This is a genomic window from Pyramidobacter sp. CG50-2, from assembly GCF_003612005.1.
Lineage (GTDB): Bacteria > Synergistota > Synergistia > Synergistales > Dethiosulfovibrionaceae > Pyramidobacter.
The window spans coordinates 1-17,538 of record NZ_RAWT01000056.1 but is presented as its reverse complement, the minus strand read 5'-3'; the positions used below and the strand labels follow the sequence as shown (position 1 = coordinate 17,538).

Genomic DNA, 17,538 nt, shown 5'->3' with positions numbered 1-17,538 from the left:
CAGTTTGGCTTCGATCTTCTTGTTGCGATTCTTTTTCCGCGCTGCTTCGATTTCCGCCTGCTGTTCCGATGTGATCTCGTATTTTACGGGCATTCTCCATCACCTCGGGTGCATTATAACTGAGGTACGGGAAGTTTGGCTATACTATAAAGAAGTAGTATGACATATCAAAAGGAGGCGAACGCATGAAAAAGATCGTGAAGTTCTGGGTGTGCGCCGCGACCGTCCTGGCCCTGTGCGGCAGCGCGGGAGCGGCGGACGTCAACGCGGTCGACCGCTACGGGCGCACGGAGCTGATGAAAGCCGCCCGCTACGGCGAGCTGAAAAGAGCGGAAGAGCAGCTCAAACTGGGCGCCGACGTGAGCATTTGCGACACCGACACGGCGGGGTACAACGCGCTGCACGAGGCCGCGCGCCACGGCGACGCGGCGATCACGGAACTGCTGCTGGCCCACGGCGCCGACGCCAACGCTCCGACCGCGGGCGGTTCGACGGAAAAGGGCGGCGTCACGGCGCTGATCCTGGCCGCCCAGGAGGAGAAAGGGCTGCCGGTCGCGGAGCTGCTGCTGAAACACGGCGCCGACCCCAACGCCGCCAACGCGAAGGGATTCCGCGCGCTGCACTACGCCGCCTCCGAGGGCAACGCGGCGCTGGCGGAGCTGCTGCTGGCCCGCGGCGCCGACGTCAACGTTCTGACTTCCGACGGCCGTTCGCCGCTGATCTTCGCCGTCGGCGAAACAGACAACCTCGCCGTGGCGAAGCTGCTGCTCGACAAGGGCGCCGACGTCAATCTGCGCCCTAAAGAAACGGCTTATTCGCCGCTGACCTGGGCGCTGAAAAACTACAACCGCCCCGCGGCGCTCCTGCTCGTCGAGCGCGGCGCGGACGTCAACGTCGCCGCGGGCGGCGCGGCGCCGCTGCTGTGGGCGCTGCGGCTTGACCAGCCCGGCGACGAAAATCTGGAGATCCCCAAGGCGCTGCTGGCGCGGGGCGCGAAGCTCGACATTGTGGGAGACGGCGGCGTGACGCCCTTCATGATAGCCGCGGCGCGGGAGAACTTTACGCCGGAGACGCTGCAGTGGCTGCTCGACCACGGCGCCGACCCCAAGGGCGTCGACAAGAACGGCAACTCCGCGCTGTACTACGCCGCCAGAAGCAAGAACGCGGCCGCGCGGCTGCTCTGGCTGATCTCGCTGAGGCTGTACGACGTCAACGAGCGCGACAAGGACGGCGCCAGCATTTCGGCGCTGGCGCTCGGCAGAGCGGCCGATCCCAACCTGCTGACGGCCTTGCTCGACGCCGGCGCCGATCCGAAGATCGCTTCCAAGGACGGATACGGGCTGATGCACATCGTCGCCGGGAAGCTGTGCGACGCCGCCAAAGATCAGGAACGCACGAAAGAGGGCGCCGACCGGGCGTGGAACGACGCTCTGGCCTGCTTCCGCCTGCTTTGCGACAAGGGCGTGCCGCTCAACGAGCGGTACGGAAAGAACGGCGAAACCCCGCTGCTTATAGCGTCCGGCTGGGGCGCGCCGCTGAAGGTCGTGCAGACGCTGGTCGAAGCCGGCGCCGATCCGAAGATCGCCGCCGCTGACGGGAAAACGGCGCTGTCCCTGGCCGAGAGCTGGGGCGTGCCGGGAGTTCCCGAATACCTGAAATCGAAAATGTAACGCCAGGCGGCGGCCGCGGGAGGCCGCCGCTTTTTCGTCTCGCGACGGCGAAAGGCCGTTCGCTTTTGCCAAAAACGCACTATCACGCTTTGGCATGAGACGTTCGAAAAAAGATCACCCTTTGCGGCGCTACGCTTCAGCCATGATCTTTTCGTTAATGAAACAGGCGGCGCGGCGGAGCCCGAACGGGCGCGCCGCGACGCCCCGCATCCCGAAGGAGGAATGTTCCATGACGGCGCCAAAGAGCGGCGCTCCCGGTGCGGAGCCCATTGAGTGGAGAACGCGCGTCTCTTTTTTCCGCAACAATCCCGTGACGCGGCAGATCGCGGCGGTCATAGGAATTCCGTTCGGTCTGCTGCTGCTCTGGATGGGCAAGCTCGGCTTTGCCGACGGCGTGCGGGAAGCGCGCTATGCTTTTTATTTTGTCGGCTTTTTTCTCGCGATCGGCGCGCTCTTCGTGATCGCCGTCTTCGGCGGCGGCTACGACGTGGAATACCGTCTCGACGAAAGCGGCGTTTACGCGGCCAATCAGGAGCGTCAGCGCAGGCGGCTGAGCGCGCTCTTCCGGCTGGGGCTGTTCCTTTCTATGTTCGCGCGCAGCTTCACGGCCGCCGGCTCGTCGCTGCTGGCTCGCGGCTCGCTGCGGCGTTCCCTGCGCTGGAGCTCGCTGCGCTCTGCCAGATTCAATCCCAAGGAGCGGCTGATCGTCGTCAAAGCGAACGCCGCCGACAAGATCTACCTGTTCTGCACGCCCGAAAACTACGAAGCCGTCCGCGCCGTCGTGGAACGGCGCCTGCGCCTCGACAAATCCGCCCGCGCTTGAAGCGGACGAAAGGACGGCGCTGGCTCCGGCCGAGAGACGGAGCGGCCGGAGCCCCGAGAAAAGGGCGAGGGGTTCTCTTGAATTCGGAGATCCTGTATTGTATAATTTAAAAACTGTTAATCGGCGCGGCGCTCATGAAATGCAGCGATACTTTGGGGAGGAGAGAGGAGAGAAGAGGACACGCCGGGAGGAGAATGCAGAAGATCCCGTTGGTGAATCGCTTTTTTTCGTGAGAAGCCGCCGAAGAATCCGAAAGGGAGGTTTTTTTGTATGATCGCACTGGTAAAGCTGTTGCCGATCTGCGTTATGGCCGGGCTGATGCTTTCCGGCATGGACATCCTGCTGGCGTCGCCGATTTCCTTCATCTGCGCCTGCCTCGTGGCGATGGTCACGGAGCGTTACAAGTTCAGCGAACTGCTCGACGCGGCGCTGGACAACCTGAAAAACTTCCTGATCGTGTTCCTGATCCTGGAAGCGGCCTACGCCGTCGCCGAGTGTTTCATGGCCACGGGCGTGGCGGCCGCGATCATCAATCTGGCGCTGTCGCTGGGGCTGACGGCCAAGCTGGTGGCGGTGGTGGGATTCCTCGTCACCTGCGTGCTGTCCGTCGCCACGGGCACGTCGTGGGGGACGTTCGCGGCCTGCGCGCCGATCTTCCTGTGGCTGAACCATATCGTCGGCGGCAGCGTGGTGCTGACGGTCGGCGCGATCGCCGGCGGCTCGTGCTTCGGCGACAATATCGGCCTGATCTCCGACACGACGGTGGTCAGCTGCGGCATGCAGAATGTGCAGCTGGTCGACCGCATGCGCTATCAGGGCGTGTGGTCGGGGCTGTGCCTGATCGTCAGCGCCGTGGTCTTCTACTTTGCGGCCGTGGCGATGGGACTGCCCGACACGGAAGGTTCGGCGGCCGTGGCGATCCAGCAGATCCCCGAGGGCGTGTGGACGGTCCTGGCCGACAAACGTCCCGCGGCGGTGACGCTGCTGAAGCAGGTCCAGGCGGGCGTGCCCTATTACATGGTGATCCCGCTGCTGGTCGTGCTTCTTCTTGCCGTACGCAACGTCAGCACTCTGATCTGCCTCGGCGCGGGCATCCTTTTCTCCGGCATCTTCGGCTGGATGGCCGGCACGGTGACCGACATCGACAAGTTCCTGCAGCTGGTTTACGACGGCGCGTCGGCCGCGGGCGGCTGGTCGATCGCCATGATGCTCTGGGTCGGCGCCTTCGGCGGCGTCATGCGCAAGATGAACGCGTTCGATTCGATCGCCGCGATGATCTTGAGGGTCGTCTCCAAGGTGCGCCAGCTGATGTTCTGCAACGCGCTGCTGTGCCTGATCGGCAACGCGGCGATGGCCGACGAGATGGCGCAGATCGTCACGATCAGCCCGATCATCAAGAATCTCACGGAGAAATCGGTGCGGGGCGACGAGAAGGCCATGTACCGTCTGGCGCTGCGCAACGCCACGTATTCCGACGCCATGGCCGTGCTCGGGTCGCAGCTGATCCCGTGGCACGCCTACATGGGCTTCTTCATGGGCATCGCCATGTCGGTGTATCCGCTGGCGGCCGACACGCTGACGGTGATGGGCGTGATCACGCACAACTATTTCGCCTGGATCGCCGTGATCTCGATGCTGGTCCTGACGATCACCGGCTGGGACCGCTTCATCCCGCTGTTCAGCATCCCCCGCGAGCCGGAGGTCAGTTTGAAAAAGGAGGTTTGACGCGAGAGGTTTCGCGCGCGTTGTCTGAAAAAATGAGCGGAACGGCGATGTTCCACGTGGAACATCGCCGCTGAAAAACGCCCGGCAGCTCATCAGCTGCCGGGCGTTGCGTTATTTTCTGGTTGTAGCGTTTTTTCGCCTTTCGCCGTTTCTCCGCGGCGGCGTTTGCGCTACCAGCCCATCAGCACGGCGATCTCGATCATGATCATCTGCGCGGCGAAGAGCATGGCAAACAGCTTGGCGAACCATTTCAGCCACAGGTCGTAACGGATGTCGGCGAGGCCGCAGATGACGACGATGCCGCAGGTCGGCCAGAGGATGTTGGAGAGGCCGTCGCCGAACTGATAGGCCAGGCAGGCCACCTGACGGCTGACGCCCAGCGCGTCGGCCAGCGGCGCCATGATCGGCATGGTCACGGCCGCCTGGCCGGAAGCCGAAGGCACGAGGAAGTTGATGACCGTCTGCACGACGAACATCAGCTGCGCGGAGATGGGCGAGGGCGCGTTTTTGAGCAGATTGGCGAGCGCGTTGATGATCGTGTCCATGATTTGGGCGTCCTTCATGATCACGACGATGCTCTTGGCCAGACCGGTGAGGATGCAGCCCCAGAGCACGCCCTTGGCGCCCGTCAGCATTTCGGCGCAGTACGTGTTGGGGTTCCAGCCGGAGATCAGCGCCGCCGCGACCGACATGACGATGAACAGCCCGCAGAGCTCTTTGTAGCCCCAGCCCCATTGCGTCAGGCCGATCATCAGCACGGCCAGCGTGACGAGCACGTCGAGCAGGATCAGCCCGTGCCGCCGGGTGAAGTCGTATTGGTCGAGCTCGCCGCGGTCGAAGGAATGGAGGCAGGGTTCGCCGTACATCACCGACGCCTGCGGCGATCTTTTCACTTTCGCGGCGTAGCGCATCACGTAGGCGATGCAGAGGCCCATGAACACGACGAAGCAGACGGCGCGGTAGACGACGCCGGAGTAGAGCGGCACGCCGGCGATGGATTGGGCGACGGCGACCGAATAAGGATTCAGCGTCGCGGCCATGAAGCCCACGTACTCGCCGAGGGCGAGGATGGCAAATCCCGTCATCGCGTCGTAGCCGATGGCGACGCCGAGGCCGACGATCAGCGGGTAGAAGCCGTAAAACTCGCTGAGCATGCCGAAGACCGAACCGCCCAGGCCGAAGAGGATCATGAGGATGGGGATGAGCAGCTTTTCGCGGCGGCCGACCTTTTTCATGACCTTGCCGATGCCGGCGTGGAAGGCTCCGGTCTTGACCATGACGCCGAACGTGGCCGCGCAGGTGAGGATGACGAAGATGATGTCGGCGGCCTCGTAGCAGCCCTGATAAAGCGAGGCGAACAGGCCGATGAAACCGGTGGGCTTCGTCTGCGCCTTGGGGATGGCGTGGTACGATCCGGCGACGGCGACGCTGCGCATCGTGCCGTTGACGTCGACCTTCTGGTAGTCGAAGCTGCCCGACGGGATCACCCAGGACAGCGCGGCCATGACCGCGACGATGGCGAAGACGACCAGCCAGGTGTCGGGCATGTGCAGTTTTCTTTTTGCCGCCGCTTGGGCGGTTGGTTCGCTCATGATGAAAGCCTCCTCGAAAACGTTTTTGAAGGCGCGCTTTTGCCGCGGCCCGCCAGTCCTTTCCGTCCCGCGCGAACTACGCTTTCGGCGCGCCGCTGGCCTCGAGCGCCTGCTGCAAGTCGGCGGTCAGGTCGTCGGGGTCTTCGAGGCCGACGCTGAAGCGGAAGAAGCCTTCGCGGTAGACGGGCGGATAGTGGGGCAGCTTGTCGCTGTTCTTGTCGTAGTAGACGATCAGACTTTCGATGTCGCCGAGCGACACGGCGTGCGTGATCAGCCGCAGGCTGTCGAGGAACTTCTGGTGGACCTTCTCGTCGCCGTTGATGTCGAACGAGATCATGCCCGAGTACTGGCCGTGCATGAGGCGCTTGGCCAGTTCGTGCTGCGGGTGGCTCGCCAGCCCCGGGTACCAGACGAAACGCACGGCCGGGCTCCGTTCGAGGAATTCCGCTACGGCCTGCGCGGCGCGGCAGTGCTGGGGCATGCGCAGCGGCACCGTCGCCAGGCCGCGCGCCACCAGCCAGGCGTTGAACGGGCTGAGGATGCCGCCGTAGTTGACCATGGCCTCTTCCTTGATCTTCGTCAGCAGCCCGCGGCTGCCCAGCACGCAGCCGCCGAGCGAATCGCCGTGGCCGTTGATGTACTTGGTCATGCTGTGGATTTCGAGGTCGGCCCCGTGTTCGAGCGGGCGCAGGCAGAGCGGCCCGGCGAACGTGGCGTCGACGGAGAGCAGCGCCCCCGCCTCGCGGGCGATCCGCGCCAGCGCGTCGAGGTCGGCGATGCCCGTGGTCGGGTTGCCGGGCGTTTCGGCGTGGATCAGCTTCGTGTTGGGGCGCACGGCGCGGCGCACCGCCTCCGCGTCGGTGATGTCGACGAAGGTCACCTGGATGCCGTACTTTTTCGGCAAAAACTCGCGGAACTGCAGGTTCGTGGCGCTGTAGCAGACCTCGGAAATGACCGCGTGATCGCCCGAGTTGAGGAACGTGGTGAACACGCTCATCAGCGCCGCCACGCCGCTGGCGAACACCGCGCCGTCCTCGGCGCCGGTGAGGGCGCAGAGCCGGTCCTGCAGCACCATCTGGTTGACGTTGCGGTTGCGCTGGTAGATGTTGCTGTTGATGCCGCTCCAGTCGACGGGCGTGCCGTCGGTGGGGATGCGGTAGTTGGAGGTCATGTAGACTGGCGTGTTGATCGCGCCGAAAGCATCGTCCCTGCGCGCGCCGGCGTGGACCGCCAGCGTATTGACGCTTGGTTTCCGTTCCATGGAAAAACGCCCCTTTTCTGTCGGTGAGATTGTGATCGCGAAACTGCCGGAGTGCAGTTTGATTTTATGCCAGAATTCCGGATCTGTAAAATTGTTCTTCACAAGCGGCTGCCCTGTAAGGCTTTCAGCGCAGGCGGCGGAGCGAGACGATCAGATTGCCGAAACCGCCGTCCAGCCTTTTCCACTTGGCGTCGGCAGGATAGACGAAGCGGCAGTCGTCGTTGCCGCGAAAGGCGGGACCGCTCGCGTTGCCGGCGAGCGCGTCCCGGCAGCCCTGAATCAGCTCGTCGAGGATCGAAGCCGGCATCTCCGTGTAGTTGTGGAAGTTGTACCACTGGCTGATCTGGCACTCGCGCATGCGTTTGAGGCGCTGCAGCCCTCTCAGACAGGCCGCGGCCGTGGCGGAGCAGTCGAGAAACAGAAAGGTGCTGTGGCTGCCCGCGTCGCCGGAGAAGAAAATGCCCGTCTTGGAGTCGAGGAACCCCATGGAGCCGCGCGTGTGCCCGGGGACGTCGACGGCGGTGACGATGCGGCGGCCGAGGTCGAAGCGTCCGCCGTCGTACAGCGGCCGCCACTTGATGGGATGAGGCGGCGTGAAGTCGTCCCGCGTGAACTGCAGGGGGACCCTGCGCAGCGAGCAAAGACGGCTTTCGAACTGGAATTTGCGTTCCACGGCGTTCTGCTCGGCGATCATGCCGGCGTCGCGCGCCGGGATCCAGGCTTCTTCGAAGTCGAGCGCGCCGCCGATATGGTCGAAGTGACCGTGCGTACATACGACGGTCAGAGGCAGGCGGGTCAGTTTTTTCACGAAGGCGCGCAGATTGCCGAGGCCGGTCATCGTGTCGATCAGCAACGCGCCCTGGCGCCCCTCGACAAGATAACAATAGACGCTGCCGCTGCCCTCGAGGCGCAGGATGCCGTCGCCGAAGTCGACGGCTTTGAAAAAATCGCTCCGTTCGTTCACGTCCACCGCTCCTTTCGCGCCGCGGAAAAAAGGTCATATCGCCAAAGATACAACAAAGGCGCCGCCCTGTCCACTGGAAAGAGCGGCGCCTCTCGGCCTTTGCGGGGCGCGCAAAAAAAGTTCCGCCCCGGGCGAACGGGGCGGAACTTTTTTGTCGCGGCGCGAAGCGGCCCGCTACTTTTCGCCGGGCATCTTCCAGCCGTGGTACGTCGTGTGGAGCAGATGATGCGCCTTTTCCGACAGCGGCGCGCCGAGGAACTGTTTGTAGCACTCGAGGACGGACGGGTTCTCGTGCGAAAAGCGCAGCGCCATGCCGCGGTCGATGTCGTAGAGCGTGGGGGCGCGTTTCGGGGCCATTTCCACGCGGTCGTGGATGGGCTGCCCGCCGCCGCCGACGCAGCCGCCGGGGCAGGCCATGACCTCGACGAAATCGTAGCGCACGTCGCCGCGGTCGAGCGCGGCCAGCAATTTGTCGGCGTTGCCGAGGCCGTTGACGACGGCGACCTTGAGCGACGCGCCGGCGATGTCGAACTCGGCCTCTTTCCAGCCGTCCATGCCGCGCACCGATTTGAAGGCGTCGGGTTCGGGGTTTTTGCCGGTGACGAGGAAGAAGGCGCTGCGCAGCGCCGCCTCCATGACGCCGCCGGTGGCGCCGAAGATCGCGCCCGCGCCGCTGCCGACGCCGAGCGGCATGTCGAGCGCTTCGTCTTCGAGGTCCTGCGGCTGGATCTGCAGCGAGCGGATCAGGCGCGACACTTCGCGCGTGGTCAGCGCCACGTCCACGTCCTGTCCCGCGCCGGCGTCGTCCATGCCGGGCAGCGCGCACTCGGCCTTTTTGGCCAGACAGGGCATGATGGAGACGGAGAAGATCCTGGACGGATCGACGCCGAGCGTCTGCGCGTACCAGCTCTTGGCGATGGCGCCGAACATTTGCTGCGGCGACTTGGCCGACGACAGCTGGTCGACGTACTGCGGCCAGTGGCTCTTGACGAAACGGATCCAGCCCGGGCAGCAGGAGGTGAACATCGGGAACTTCTCGCGGTCGCGGTGCTTGAGACGCTCTACGAACTCGCTGCCTTCCTCCATGATCGTGAGGTCGGCGGAGAAGTCGGTGTCGAACACGTAGTCGAAGCCGACGAGGCGCAGCGCCGCGGCCAGACGCGTGACGGTGGCCTCCTCGGGCTTCATGCCGAACTCCTCGCCCCAGGCGGTGCGGATGGCCGGAGCGATCTGGACGAGCACGATCTTTTCGGGATCGTCGATGGCGTCGAGCACTTTCTGCGTGTCGTCGCGTTCGTGCAGCGCGCCCACGGGACAATGAGTGATGCACTGGCCGCACAGGGCGCAGTCGGCGTCTTCGAGACGATAGACGCGGGCCACGTCGACGGTGGTCTTGGCCCCGGTGTTGACCACGTCCCAGACGTTGGCGTGCTGGATCTTGTCGCAGACTTGCACGCAGCGCATGCACTTGATGCAGAGCGAAAAGTCGCGGATGAGCGGAAAATCGGGACTGGTCCGCCGGTCGACGTAATGCTTTTCAAACGGCGTGTCATGGATGTTGAGCTCGTTGGCGATGCGCTGCAGCTCGCAGTTGCCGCTGCGCACGCACGTCGGGCAGTGGTCGTCGTGCTCGGAGAGGATCATGCGCACGTTGGCGCGGCGGGCCTCGCGGGCTTTTTTGCTGTTGGTGTGGATGACCATGCCCTCTTCAACGGGATTGTTGCAGGCCGTGAAGAGCCGCTCGTACCCTTCCACCTCGACGACGCAGACGCGGCAGGCGCCGATCTCGTTGACGCCGGCGAGGAAGCAGAGCGTGGGGATCCTGATCCCCGCGCTCTTGGCGGCGTCGAGGATCGTCGTTCTTTCCGGAACCTGAATGTGTTTGCCATCGATGACGACGTTTACCATTTTTCCACACGCCCCCCCTTGAACACGCCGTAGCCGAAGTGATCGCAGCGCAGGCAGCGGCCGGATTCCTGGCACGCTTCCTGGTCGCTCATCGGCAGCTCCATCAGATCGAAATCGTGGATCCGCTCCGCAGCGGGGCGTTCCACCATGTTCACGCGGCCGCAGGATGCGTGGTCGTCGAAGCGCACCTGCGGCACCTCGATGCCGCTCGTGATGACGTGGTCGAAGCCCAGATACTCGTCGATATTGGCCGCCGCGACCTTGCCGCCGGCGATGGCGCGGATGACCGTGGCAGGCCCGGTGACGCAGTCGCCGCCGGCGAAGATGCCGTCGGCGTTCCTGATGCCGGTGGTGTCCATGCTCTCGATCGCGCCGCGCTTGACGGGGATGCCGTACTGCTCGAACGTGCGCGACTCGATGCCCTGGCCGATGGCCACCAGCACGCGGTCGCAGCGGAAGTCGATCTCCGGCGCGTCCGCGTCGACCGGCGCCGGCCGGCCGTTTTTGAATCCGCCGATGATCTGCGGCTGCGTGCAGAGCGAAACGACCTTGTTGTTTTCGTCCCTGATGATGCGAAGCGGCGCGTGAAGCTCGACGATCTCCACGCCGTCGGCGATGGCGCCTTCCACCTCCTCGGGCAGGGCGGTCATGTCCTCCTTGCGGCGGCGGTAGACGAGGCGCACTGACTTGGCGTGGCACCTTACCGCCGAGCGGGCCACGTCCATGGCGACGTTGCCGCCGCCGACGACGATCACGTCGAGCCCGGTGAAGTCGGGATAATGGTCGTCGCCGATGGCGCGCAGCATCTCCACGGCGGAGATGACGCCCTCGGCCTCTTCGCCCTCGATGCCCAGTTTCTTGTCGATGTGGGCGCCGATGGAAAGGTACAGCGCGTCGTACTGATCGTACAGTTCCTTGACGGAGACGTCGTTGCCGACGCTGATCCCGGTTTTGACGTGGATCCCTGCCGAAAGGAGACCGGCGATCTCGCGGTCGAGCACTTCGCGGGGCAGGCGGTAGGCGGGGATGCCGTAGCGGAGCATGCCGCCCAGCTGCTGACGCTGCTCGTAAACGGTCACGTCGTGCCCCATGATGGACAGATAATAGGCGGCGCTCAGTCCGCCGGGGCCGCCGCCGACGACGGCGACTTTTTTGCCCGTGGCGGGGGCGCGCTTCGGCACGGGGATCGTCTCCTCGTGCTCCACGGCGTAGCGCTTCAAGCCGCGGATGTTGATGGGATTGTCGACCAGCGTGCGGCGGCAGCGAGTCTCGCAGGGGTGCTCGCAGATCATGCCGCACACGGCGGGCAGCGGATTGTCCTTGCGGATCAGCTGCACGGCGTCGCCGTAACGGCCGGCATGGATCAGGGCGATGTAGCCGGGAATGTCCACGTGCGCCGGGCACAGCGAGACGCAGGGCACGGGCTGGTTTTGCAGGCACATGCAGCGGCCGTGCTGAATGTGTTCGACGAAGTCGTCGCGGAAGCCGCGCACGCCTTTGAGCACCATGCGGGCGGCTTCCTGTCCGATGGCGCAGTCCGAGGTGAGGTAGACGCTCTCGGCCGTTCGCTCGATGGTGTCGATGGTGCCCATGTCGGCGCGGCCGTCCAGCACGGAATTGAGAAGTTCTTCCAGACGGCTGAGGCCGACGCGGCAGGGCACGCACTTGCCGCACGACTGCGAGTGGCAGATGTGCAGGAACGAAACGGCCAGATCGACCGGACACAGTTCGGGAGGACTGGCCTGAATGCGGCGCTCCATGTCCTTGTACAGGCCTTCGACGGTCGTCTGCGCCTGATTCTTTGTGACGATGCTGAGTCTGCTCACGATTCTTCCCCCTGTTTTGGAAAATATGCCTTTTCGCCGGTCCCCTCCGAATCTCCGGTTCAAGGCATGCTGTTTTTGCGAAAGCGTTCTTTTTCTCTATCTCTGCAAAAAACAGTAATATAATCCTATTCTAGACAATATGGGGAAAAGTTTCAATAGGGAATTATTTTTCTCAAATTGATTTGATGAGACTAACTTGATCTGGGCTTATAAAACGCAAACGGCATTTTGCATCATAATAATGTAAAACGCCGCATGGCTTTTTGGCTCTTGGAACGATTCGGTTTCATGCAAATCCTCAATAGAACGGTTTCACGCCGAGCGTTCCGCACTCCGAGGGGGCAGCCGCTCGGGGCTATCTTTTCCGTTGTGCGCTCTGCGAGCTCGTTTTGTGGATTCCCCGCCGGCATTTTGGCCGTTTGATATCTCAGTCAAGGTACAATAGATCTCCTGAAAGCAAAAGATCCGGAAACGGACGCATGGATCATAGTCCGCTTTCGGATCCTTGTTGAGATCGAGCGTTTGATGGGAATTTCTTCATCCGTTTGTCAGCCGCCCAGATAGGCTTTTTTGATGGCGGGAGAGTCGAGCAGTTCGCGCCCGGTGCCGGTGGCGACGATGCGGCCGGTTTCCAGCACGTAGCCGCGGTCGGCGATGGAGAGCGCCATGCGCGCGTTCTGTTCGACGAGCAGGATCGTGGCGCCGTTCGCGTGCAGATTGCCGATGATGTCGAAAATGGCTTCGACGAGCAGCGGCGCCAAGCCCATGGAGGGCTCGTCGAGCATGAGCAGCTTGGGACGGCTCATCAGCGCGCGTCCCATGGCGAGCATCTGCTGCTCGCCGCCTGAGAGCGTGCCGGCCACCTGACGGCGGCGTTCCTTCAGGCGCGGGAAAAGCGCGAAGACTTTTTCCAGATCGGCGGCGATGATCTGCGCGCCGGCGGCATGGCGCGTGTAGGCGCCCATTTCCAGATTTTCCTGCACCGACATGTGCAGAAAGACGCGGCGCCCCTCGGGGACCTGCGCCAGGCCGAGCTCGACCACCTTGTAGGGCGGCACTTTCGCCAGCCGGCGGCCGAAGAAAGAGACGCCGCCCGTGCGCGGCAGCAGGCCGGAGATGGCGTTCAGCGTCGTGGATTTGCCGGCGCCGTTGGCGCCGATCAGCGTGACGATCTCGCCCTGAAAGACTTCGAAGGAAATGCCCTTGATGGCGTGGATGCTGCCGTAAAAGACGTGAACATCGTCGACTTTGAGGATTGGATCGGCCATGGTTAGCCCTCCTTCTGCCGGCCGAGGTAGGCCTCGATGACGGCGGGGTCGCTCTGGATGTCCGCCGGCGCGCCCTTGGCGATGACGCGCCCGAAGTTGAGCACGCAGATGCCCTCGCACAGGTTCATGACCAGATTCATGTCGTGTTCGATGAGCATGATGGCGATCGGGAACATCTCGTGCACGCGGCGGATGCTGTCGATCAGCTCGCGCGTTTCCGAGGGATTCATGCCTGCCGCCGGCTCGTCGAGCAGCAACAGCGACGGGTAGGTGGCGAGAGCGCGCACGATCTCGAGGCGGCGCTGCGCGCCGTAGGGCAGCGAACCGGCCTTGACGTCGGCCAGACCCTGCATGTCGAAGATGGACAGCAGCTTGAGAGCGCGGCGATGGGCGGCCAGTTCCTGGCGGCGGTAGCGCGGCAGGCGCAGGATCGCGCCGAACAGGCCGTAGTGGATGTCGTTGGTCATGGCGACTTTGACGTTGTCGGCGACGCTGAGGTTCTTGAAAAGTCGGATGTTCTGGAACGTGCGGGCGATGCCGAGGCGGTTGGCCTGCGCCGGCGTCATGCCGGCGGTATCCTGCCCGTCGAGCAGCACGGTGCCCGTGGTGGGGTGGTAGACTTTGGTGAGCAGGTTGAAGACCGTCGTCTTGCCGGCGCCGTTGGGACCGATCAGCCCGGCGATCTCCGTGCGGCCGATGGTGAGGTTGAAGTTCTCGACGATCTTCAGACCGCCGATCGTCAGTCCGAGATTGACGCACTCCAGGATCGGGGCGCGTCCGGCGTCGCGCTCGGGAACCAGCGCGCGCGAGGGGACGGGAACGAGTTTAGTGGCCATGGAGGGCTTCCTCCTTTGAGGCGCGGCCGAAAAGTTTCAGCCGCGCGAAGAAATTCCTCACGGCCGCGTTGTTGGAGCCCAGCATGATGGCGATCAGCAGCACCGCGTAGATCAGCATGCGGTAATCGCGGAACTCGCGCAGCTTTTCCGGCAGGATCGTCAGCGCCGCGGCGGCGACGATGGAGCCGAGCATGTTGCCCTGGCCGCCCAAAACAACGAAGACGAGGATCAGGATCGAAGTGTTGAAGTCGAACTTGTTGGCGACGATCGTGGAGTAGTTCATGGCGAACAGGCAGCCGGCCGCGCCCGCCAGCGCCGCGGAAACGACGAAGGCGGTCATCTTGTACCTGGTGACGTCGATGCCGACGCTCTCGGCGGCGATACGGTCGTTGCGGACGGCCTGGAAGGCGCGCCCCATACGGCTGTTGATGAGATTGTAGACGACGACCAGCGCGATCATCACCAGCGCGAAGCCGGCGCCGAACGTGGCGATCTTGCGGATGCCGCCGACGCCCATCGGGCCGCCGACGATCAAACGGCCGCCGGGCAGCAGCCCCGTTGTGTCGGCCAGCATGCTGAAGTGCAGCCCCGCCTTGTCGACGCCCATGTAAAAGTTGTTCAGCACGCTTTTGATGATCTCGCCGAACGCCAGCGTGACGATGGCCAGGTAATCGCCCTTGAGCCGCAGCACGGGAATGCCGATCAAAAAACCGGCCAGCGCCGCGAACGCCGCCCCCGCCGCCATGGAAACGGACAGACGCAGGGGCGCAAAGGGGACGAGATCTTGCAGCAAGATGGCGCAGGCGACGCCCGTGAACGCGCCCACGGACATGAAGCCGGCGTGCCCCAGCGACAGCTCGCCGAGCACGCCCACCACCAGATTCAGCGCTACGGCCATGACCATGTAGGCGCAGATCGGCACCAGCATCCCCCTCATGGACGAACTGAGCGTCCGCGTCGAGATCATGGTCTGGAGAACGACGTAGGCCAGCGCCACCAGCGCGTACGTGCCGTAAACGCGGCGGGCTTCGGGTCTTTTGAGGTTGATCAGACGTTTCACGGCTACACCTTTTCCTGCATCTGACGGCCCAGCAGTCCCGCGGGCTTGACCAGCAGCACCACGATCAGCACGGCGAAGACCACGGCGTCGGAGAGCTGCGTGGAGATGTATGCCTTGGCGAAGATCTCGATCACGCCCAGCAGCAGCCCGCCCAGAAAAGCGCCGGGAATGGAGCCGATGCCGCCGAAAACGGCCGCCGTGAACGCCTTGATGCCCGGCAGCGAACCCGTCGTCGGCATCAGCGTCGGATAGGCCGAGCACAGCAGCGCGCCGGCTGCGGCCGCCAGCCCGGAACCGATGGCGAACGTCAGGGAAATGGTGGCGTTGACGTTGATGCCCATCAGCAACGCCGCGCCCTTGTCTTCCGAACAGGCGCGCATCGCCTTGCCCATGCGCGTGCGTCCGACGAACCACGACAGCGCCGTCATGATCGCCAGACAGGAGACGATCGTCACGATCGTCACGTGAGAGATGGAAAGCCGGCCGCCGAACAGTTTGACCGCGCCGTGCCCGACCACCGAGGGGAACACCTTGGGATTCGACGTCCACAGCAGCAGCGCCGTGTTCTGCAAAAAGTAACTGACGCCGATGGCCGTGATCAGCACCGCCAGCGACGGGGCCTGGCGCAGCGGCTTATAGGCCAGCTTTTCCACGACGATGCCCAGCAGCGTGCAGACCGCCATGGCCAGAACGACGCCGGCGATCGCCGGCAGGTGGAAGCGAAACACGGCGTAGAAACAGACATAGGCGCCGACCATGATCACGTCGCCGTGAGCGAAGTTGAGCATCTTGGCGATGCCGTAGACCATGGTGTAGCCCAGCGCGATGATTGCGTAGATGCTGCCCAGGCCGACGCCGCTGATAAAGAAGTTCAGAAAGGTCATGAGTTCACCTCGAAAGATCTCGCAAAAAAGTGGAAAAGCGGCGAACGGCGGGATGGAGCCGTTCGGAAGAGAAAAGCGAGAGCGTCGCCGAAAGGACCGGTCAGGCCGGCCTTCCGGCGACGCTCTCAGGCGAGGCGGAACGGCGCGCCGTCCGCTTCCGCCCGTGAAACTTAATCGAGCCCGACGTAAGCGCCGTTTCTGATGATCATGCCCTTGGGATCCTTGGAGATCTCGCCGTTGGCCTTCCACGTCATGTTGCCGCCCGTCAGTCCGTTGAACGTCATCGTCGTGAACTGCCCGATCATCAGCTCGCAGAGCTTCTCGGCGTTCATGTCGGGCGCGGCCTTGGCGTTTTCGAGCGCCTGTTTGTAAGCGTAAACGCAGTCGTACGCGTCGGCGGCGAACTGATTGGGGACTTCGCCGAAACGCTTCCGATACTCGGCCACGAAAGCGGCCGTGCGCTCGTCCGTGGAATCTGCGTTGAACGGCGTCAGCAACATGACGCCTTCGGCCAGATCCTTGTTGAAGCCTTCCATGGTCAGGATGCCGTCCATGCCGTCCACGCCGAACCACTTGGGCGCGAAGTTCATGGCCGCCGCCTGAGCGAGGATCAGCGAGGCGTGCTGATAGTACATGGGCAGGAAGACCAGCTCCGCGCCGGACTTCTGGGCGTCGGCCAGCTGCACCGAGAAGTCGGTGTCGTTGCCGTCGGCGAACGTGGTGTCGCTGACCACTTCGAGGCCGGCTTCGGCCGCCTTGGTCGCGAATGTGTCATGAATGCCCTTGGAGTACACGTCGTCGTTCTTCCAGATCACGGCGACTTTCCTGGCCAAAGCTTTGCCGGCGATGTACTGTGCGGAGGCGGAGCCCTGATTGGGATCGACGAAGCACATCTGGAACACGTTGTCCTTGCCGGCGGTCACGGCGACGGCCGAAGCGGAAGGAGTGAGCGCGAAGATGCGGTCGGCGAAGTTCTCGGCGGCCGTCGCCTCGCAGGGTTTGGACGTGACCGAGCCGAGCGAGAGCTGCATGTCCCAGTCCTTGAGGGCGTTGTAGGCGTTGACGGCCTTTTCGGCGTCGTGCGTGTCGTCCTCGTAATTCAGCTCGAACCGAATGCCGCCGGCCGCGTTGATCTCGTCGACGGCGATCTGCGCGCCGTTCTTGGCGGCGTTGCCGTAAATGGCGGCGCCTCCCGTCAGCGGAGCCGTGCCGCCCAGCTTGAAGGCGTCGGCGCCGAAGGCGCAGCCAGCCATCATGGAGGCGGCGAAAACGAAAGCGAATACATCCTTTTTCATCGTGTAAAACATCCTTTCAGCGAGAATTTGCAGAGCATGCGCTTTCAGGCAGGTCTGCCGACGCGAAAGACGCATGAGCTTTCCCCGGCAGCTTGGGGGGAGAGGCGCAGCGCCCTTTCCCGTCGATATGAAAATGAATTATATGAGCGGCTCAGCGAAAAGTAAACTGTCGACGGCGTTAAAATAAGTAATATTGCAATTATTTCGTTAATTCAAGCCTAAAGATTAGACGGTAAATAATAAAATAATCGGAATATTTATTCTAATACTACTTCTTTATAGTATAGCCAAACTTCCCGTACCTCAGTTATAATGCACCCGAGGTGATGGAGAATGCCCGTAAAATACGAGATCACATCGGAACAGCAGGCGGAAATCGAAGCAGCGCGGAAAAAGAATCGCAACAAGAAGATCGAAGCCAAACTG

At 63.3% G+C, this 17,538-nt stretch carries 14 protein-coding genes; 4 read left to right on the top strand and 10 right to left on the bottom strand.

Going from position 1 to position 17,538, the window contains the following annotated elements:
* The first annotated feature begins 185 nt into the window (after positions 1 to 185).
* From D7D26_RS10320 to D7D26_RS10310, 3 genes are all read left to right on the top strand, one after another.
* Positions 186 to 1,670, top strand: a complete 1,485-nt coding sequence (locus D7D26_RS10320) for an ankyrin repeat domain-containing protein (RefSeq protein ID WP_120372981.1) — start codon at positions 186 to 188, stop codon at positions 1,668 to 1,670.
* 229 nt (positions 1,671 to 1,899) lie between these two features.
* Positions 1,900 to 2,493 carry a hypothetical protein gene (locus D7D26_RS10315; protein WP_120372980.1) on the top strand — a complete coding sequence of 198 codons (594 nt, stop codon included), beginning with the start codon at positions 1,900 to 1,902 and terminating at the stop codon, positions 2,491 to 2,493.
* A gap of 270 nt (positions 2,494 to 2,763) precedes the next feature.
* A complete protein-coding gene (locus D7D26_RS10310) occupies positions 2,764 to 4,218 on the top strand; it encodes a Na+/H+ antiporter NhaC family protein (RefSeq protein ID WP_078016427.1) in 1,455 nt (484 codons plus the stop codon).
* 170 nt (positions 4,219 to 4,388) lie between these two features.
* Here D7D26_RS10310 and D7D26_RS10305 read toward each other — a convergent pair whose 3' ends face one another.
* The 9 genes from D7D26_RS10305 to D7D26_RS10265 form a co-directional block, all read right to left on the bottom strand.
* Positions 4,389 to 5,810, bottom strand: coding sequence for a YfcC family protein (locus tag D7D26_RS10305; protein WP_120372979.1), 1,422 nt, complete (start codon positions 5,808 to 5,810; stop codon positions 4,389 to 4,391).
* Between the two features lie 76 nt (positions 5,811 to 5,886).
* Positions 5,887 to 7,071: a trans-sulfuration enzyme family protein gene (locus D7D26_RS10300; RefSeq protein ID WP_120372978.1), complete on the bottom strand. Its 1,185-nt coding sequence runs from the start codon at positions 7,069 to 7,071 to the stop codon at positions 5,887 to 5,889.
* Between the two features lie 124 nt (positions 7,072 to 7,195).
* Positions 7,196 to 8,035: an MBL fold metallo-hydrolase gene (locus tag D7D26_RS10295; protein WP_158606344.1), complete on the bottom strand. Its 840-nt coding sequence runs from the start codon at positions 8,033 to 8,035 to the stop codon at positions 7,196 to 7,198.
* Positions 8,036 to 8,209: 174 nt separating this feature from the next.
* On the bottom strand, positions 8,210 to 9,943 hold the full coding sequence (locus D7D26_RS10290; RefSeq protein ID WP_078016423.1) for an NADH-dependent [FeFe] hydrogenase, group A6: 1,734 nt from the start codon (positions 9,941 to 9,943) through the stop codon (positions 8,210 to 8,212).
* The gene (locus D7D26_RS10285) at positions 9,937 to 11,769 is read right to left on the bottom strand and encodes an NAD(P)-binding protein (protein ID WP_078016422.1); all 1,833 of its coding nucleotides are present in this window, start codon (positions 11,767 to 11,769) and stop codon (positions 9,937 to 9,939) included. Before D7D26_RS10285 ends, D7D26_RS10290 begins: the two co-directional genes overlap by 7 nt.
* Before the next feature lie 548 nt (positions 11,770 to 12,317).
* The gene (locus tag D7D26_RS10280; RefSeq protein ID WP_199674774.1) at positions 12,318 to 13,037 is read right to left on the bottom strand and encodes an ABC transporter ATP-binding protein; all 720 of its coding nucleotides are present in this window, start codon (positions 13,035 to 13,037) and stop codon (positions 12,318 to 12,320) included.
* Positions 13,038 to 13,039: 2 nt separating this feature from the next.
* The gene (locus D7D26_RS10275) at positions 13,040 to 13,873 is read right to left on the bottom strand and encodes an ABC transporter ATP-binding protein (RefSeq protein ID WP_120372976.1); all 834 of its coding nucleotides are present in this window, start codon (positions 13,871 to 13,873) and stop codon (positions 13,040 to 13,042) included.
* A complete protein-coding gene (locus tag D7D26_RS10270) occupies positions 13,863 to 14,933 on the bottom strand; it encodes a branched-chain amino acid ABC transporter permease (protein WP_120372975.1) in 1,071 nt (356 codons plus the stop codon). Before D7D26_RS10270 ends, D7D26_RS10275 begins: the two co-directional genes overlap by 11 nt.
* A 2-nt stretch (positions 14,934 to 14,935) precedes the next feature.
* Positions 14,936 to 15,817, bottom strand: a complete 882-nt coding sequence (locus D7D26_RS10265; RefSeq protein ID WP_078016419.1) for a branched-chain amino acid ABC transporter permease — start codon at positions 15,815 to 15,817, stop codon at positions 14,936 to 14,938.
* A 29-nt stretch (positions 15,818 to 15,846) separates the two neighbouring features.
* On the opposite strand from D7D26_RS10265, the gene D7D26_RS12350 reads away from it, so the two are divergent.
* Positions 15,847 to 15,984 carry a hypothetical protein gene (locus tag D7D26_RS12350; protein WP_158606343.1) on the top strand — a complete coding sequence of 46 codons (138 nt, stop codon included), beginning with the start codon at positions 15,847 to 15,849 and terminating at the stop codon, positions 15,982 to 15,984.
* Between the two features lie 3 nt (positions 15,985 to 15,987).
* Here D7D26_RS12350 and D7D26_RS10260 read toward each other — a convergent pair whose 3' ends face one another.
* On the bottom strand, positions 15,988 to 17,112 hold the full coding sequence (locus D7D26_RS10260; protein ID WP_199674772.1) for an ABC transporter substrate-binding protein: 1,125 nt from the start codon (positions 17,110 to 17,112) through the stop codon (positions 15,988 to 15,990).
* Between the last annotated feature and the right edge of the window lie 426 nt (positions 17,113 to 17,538).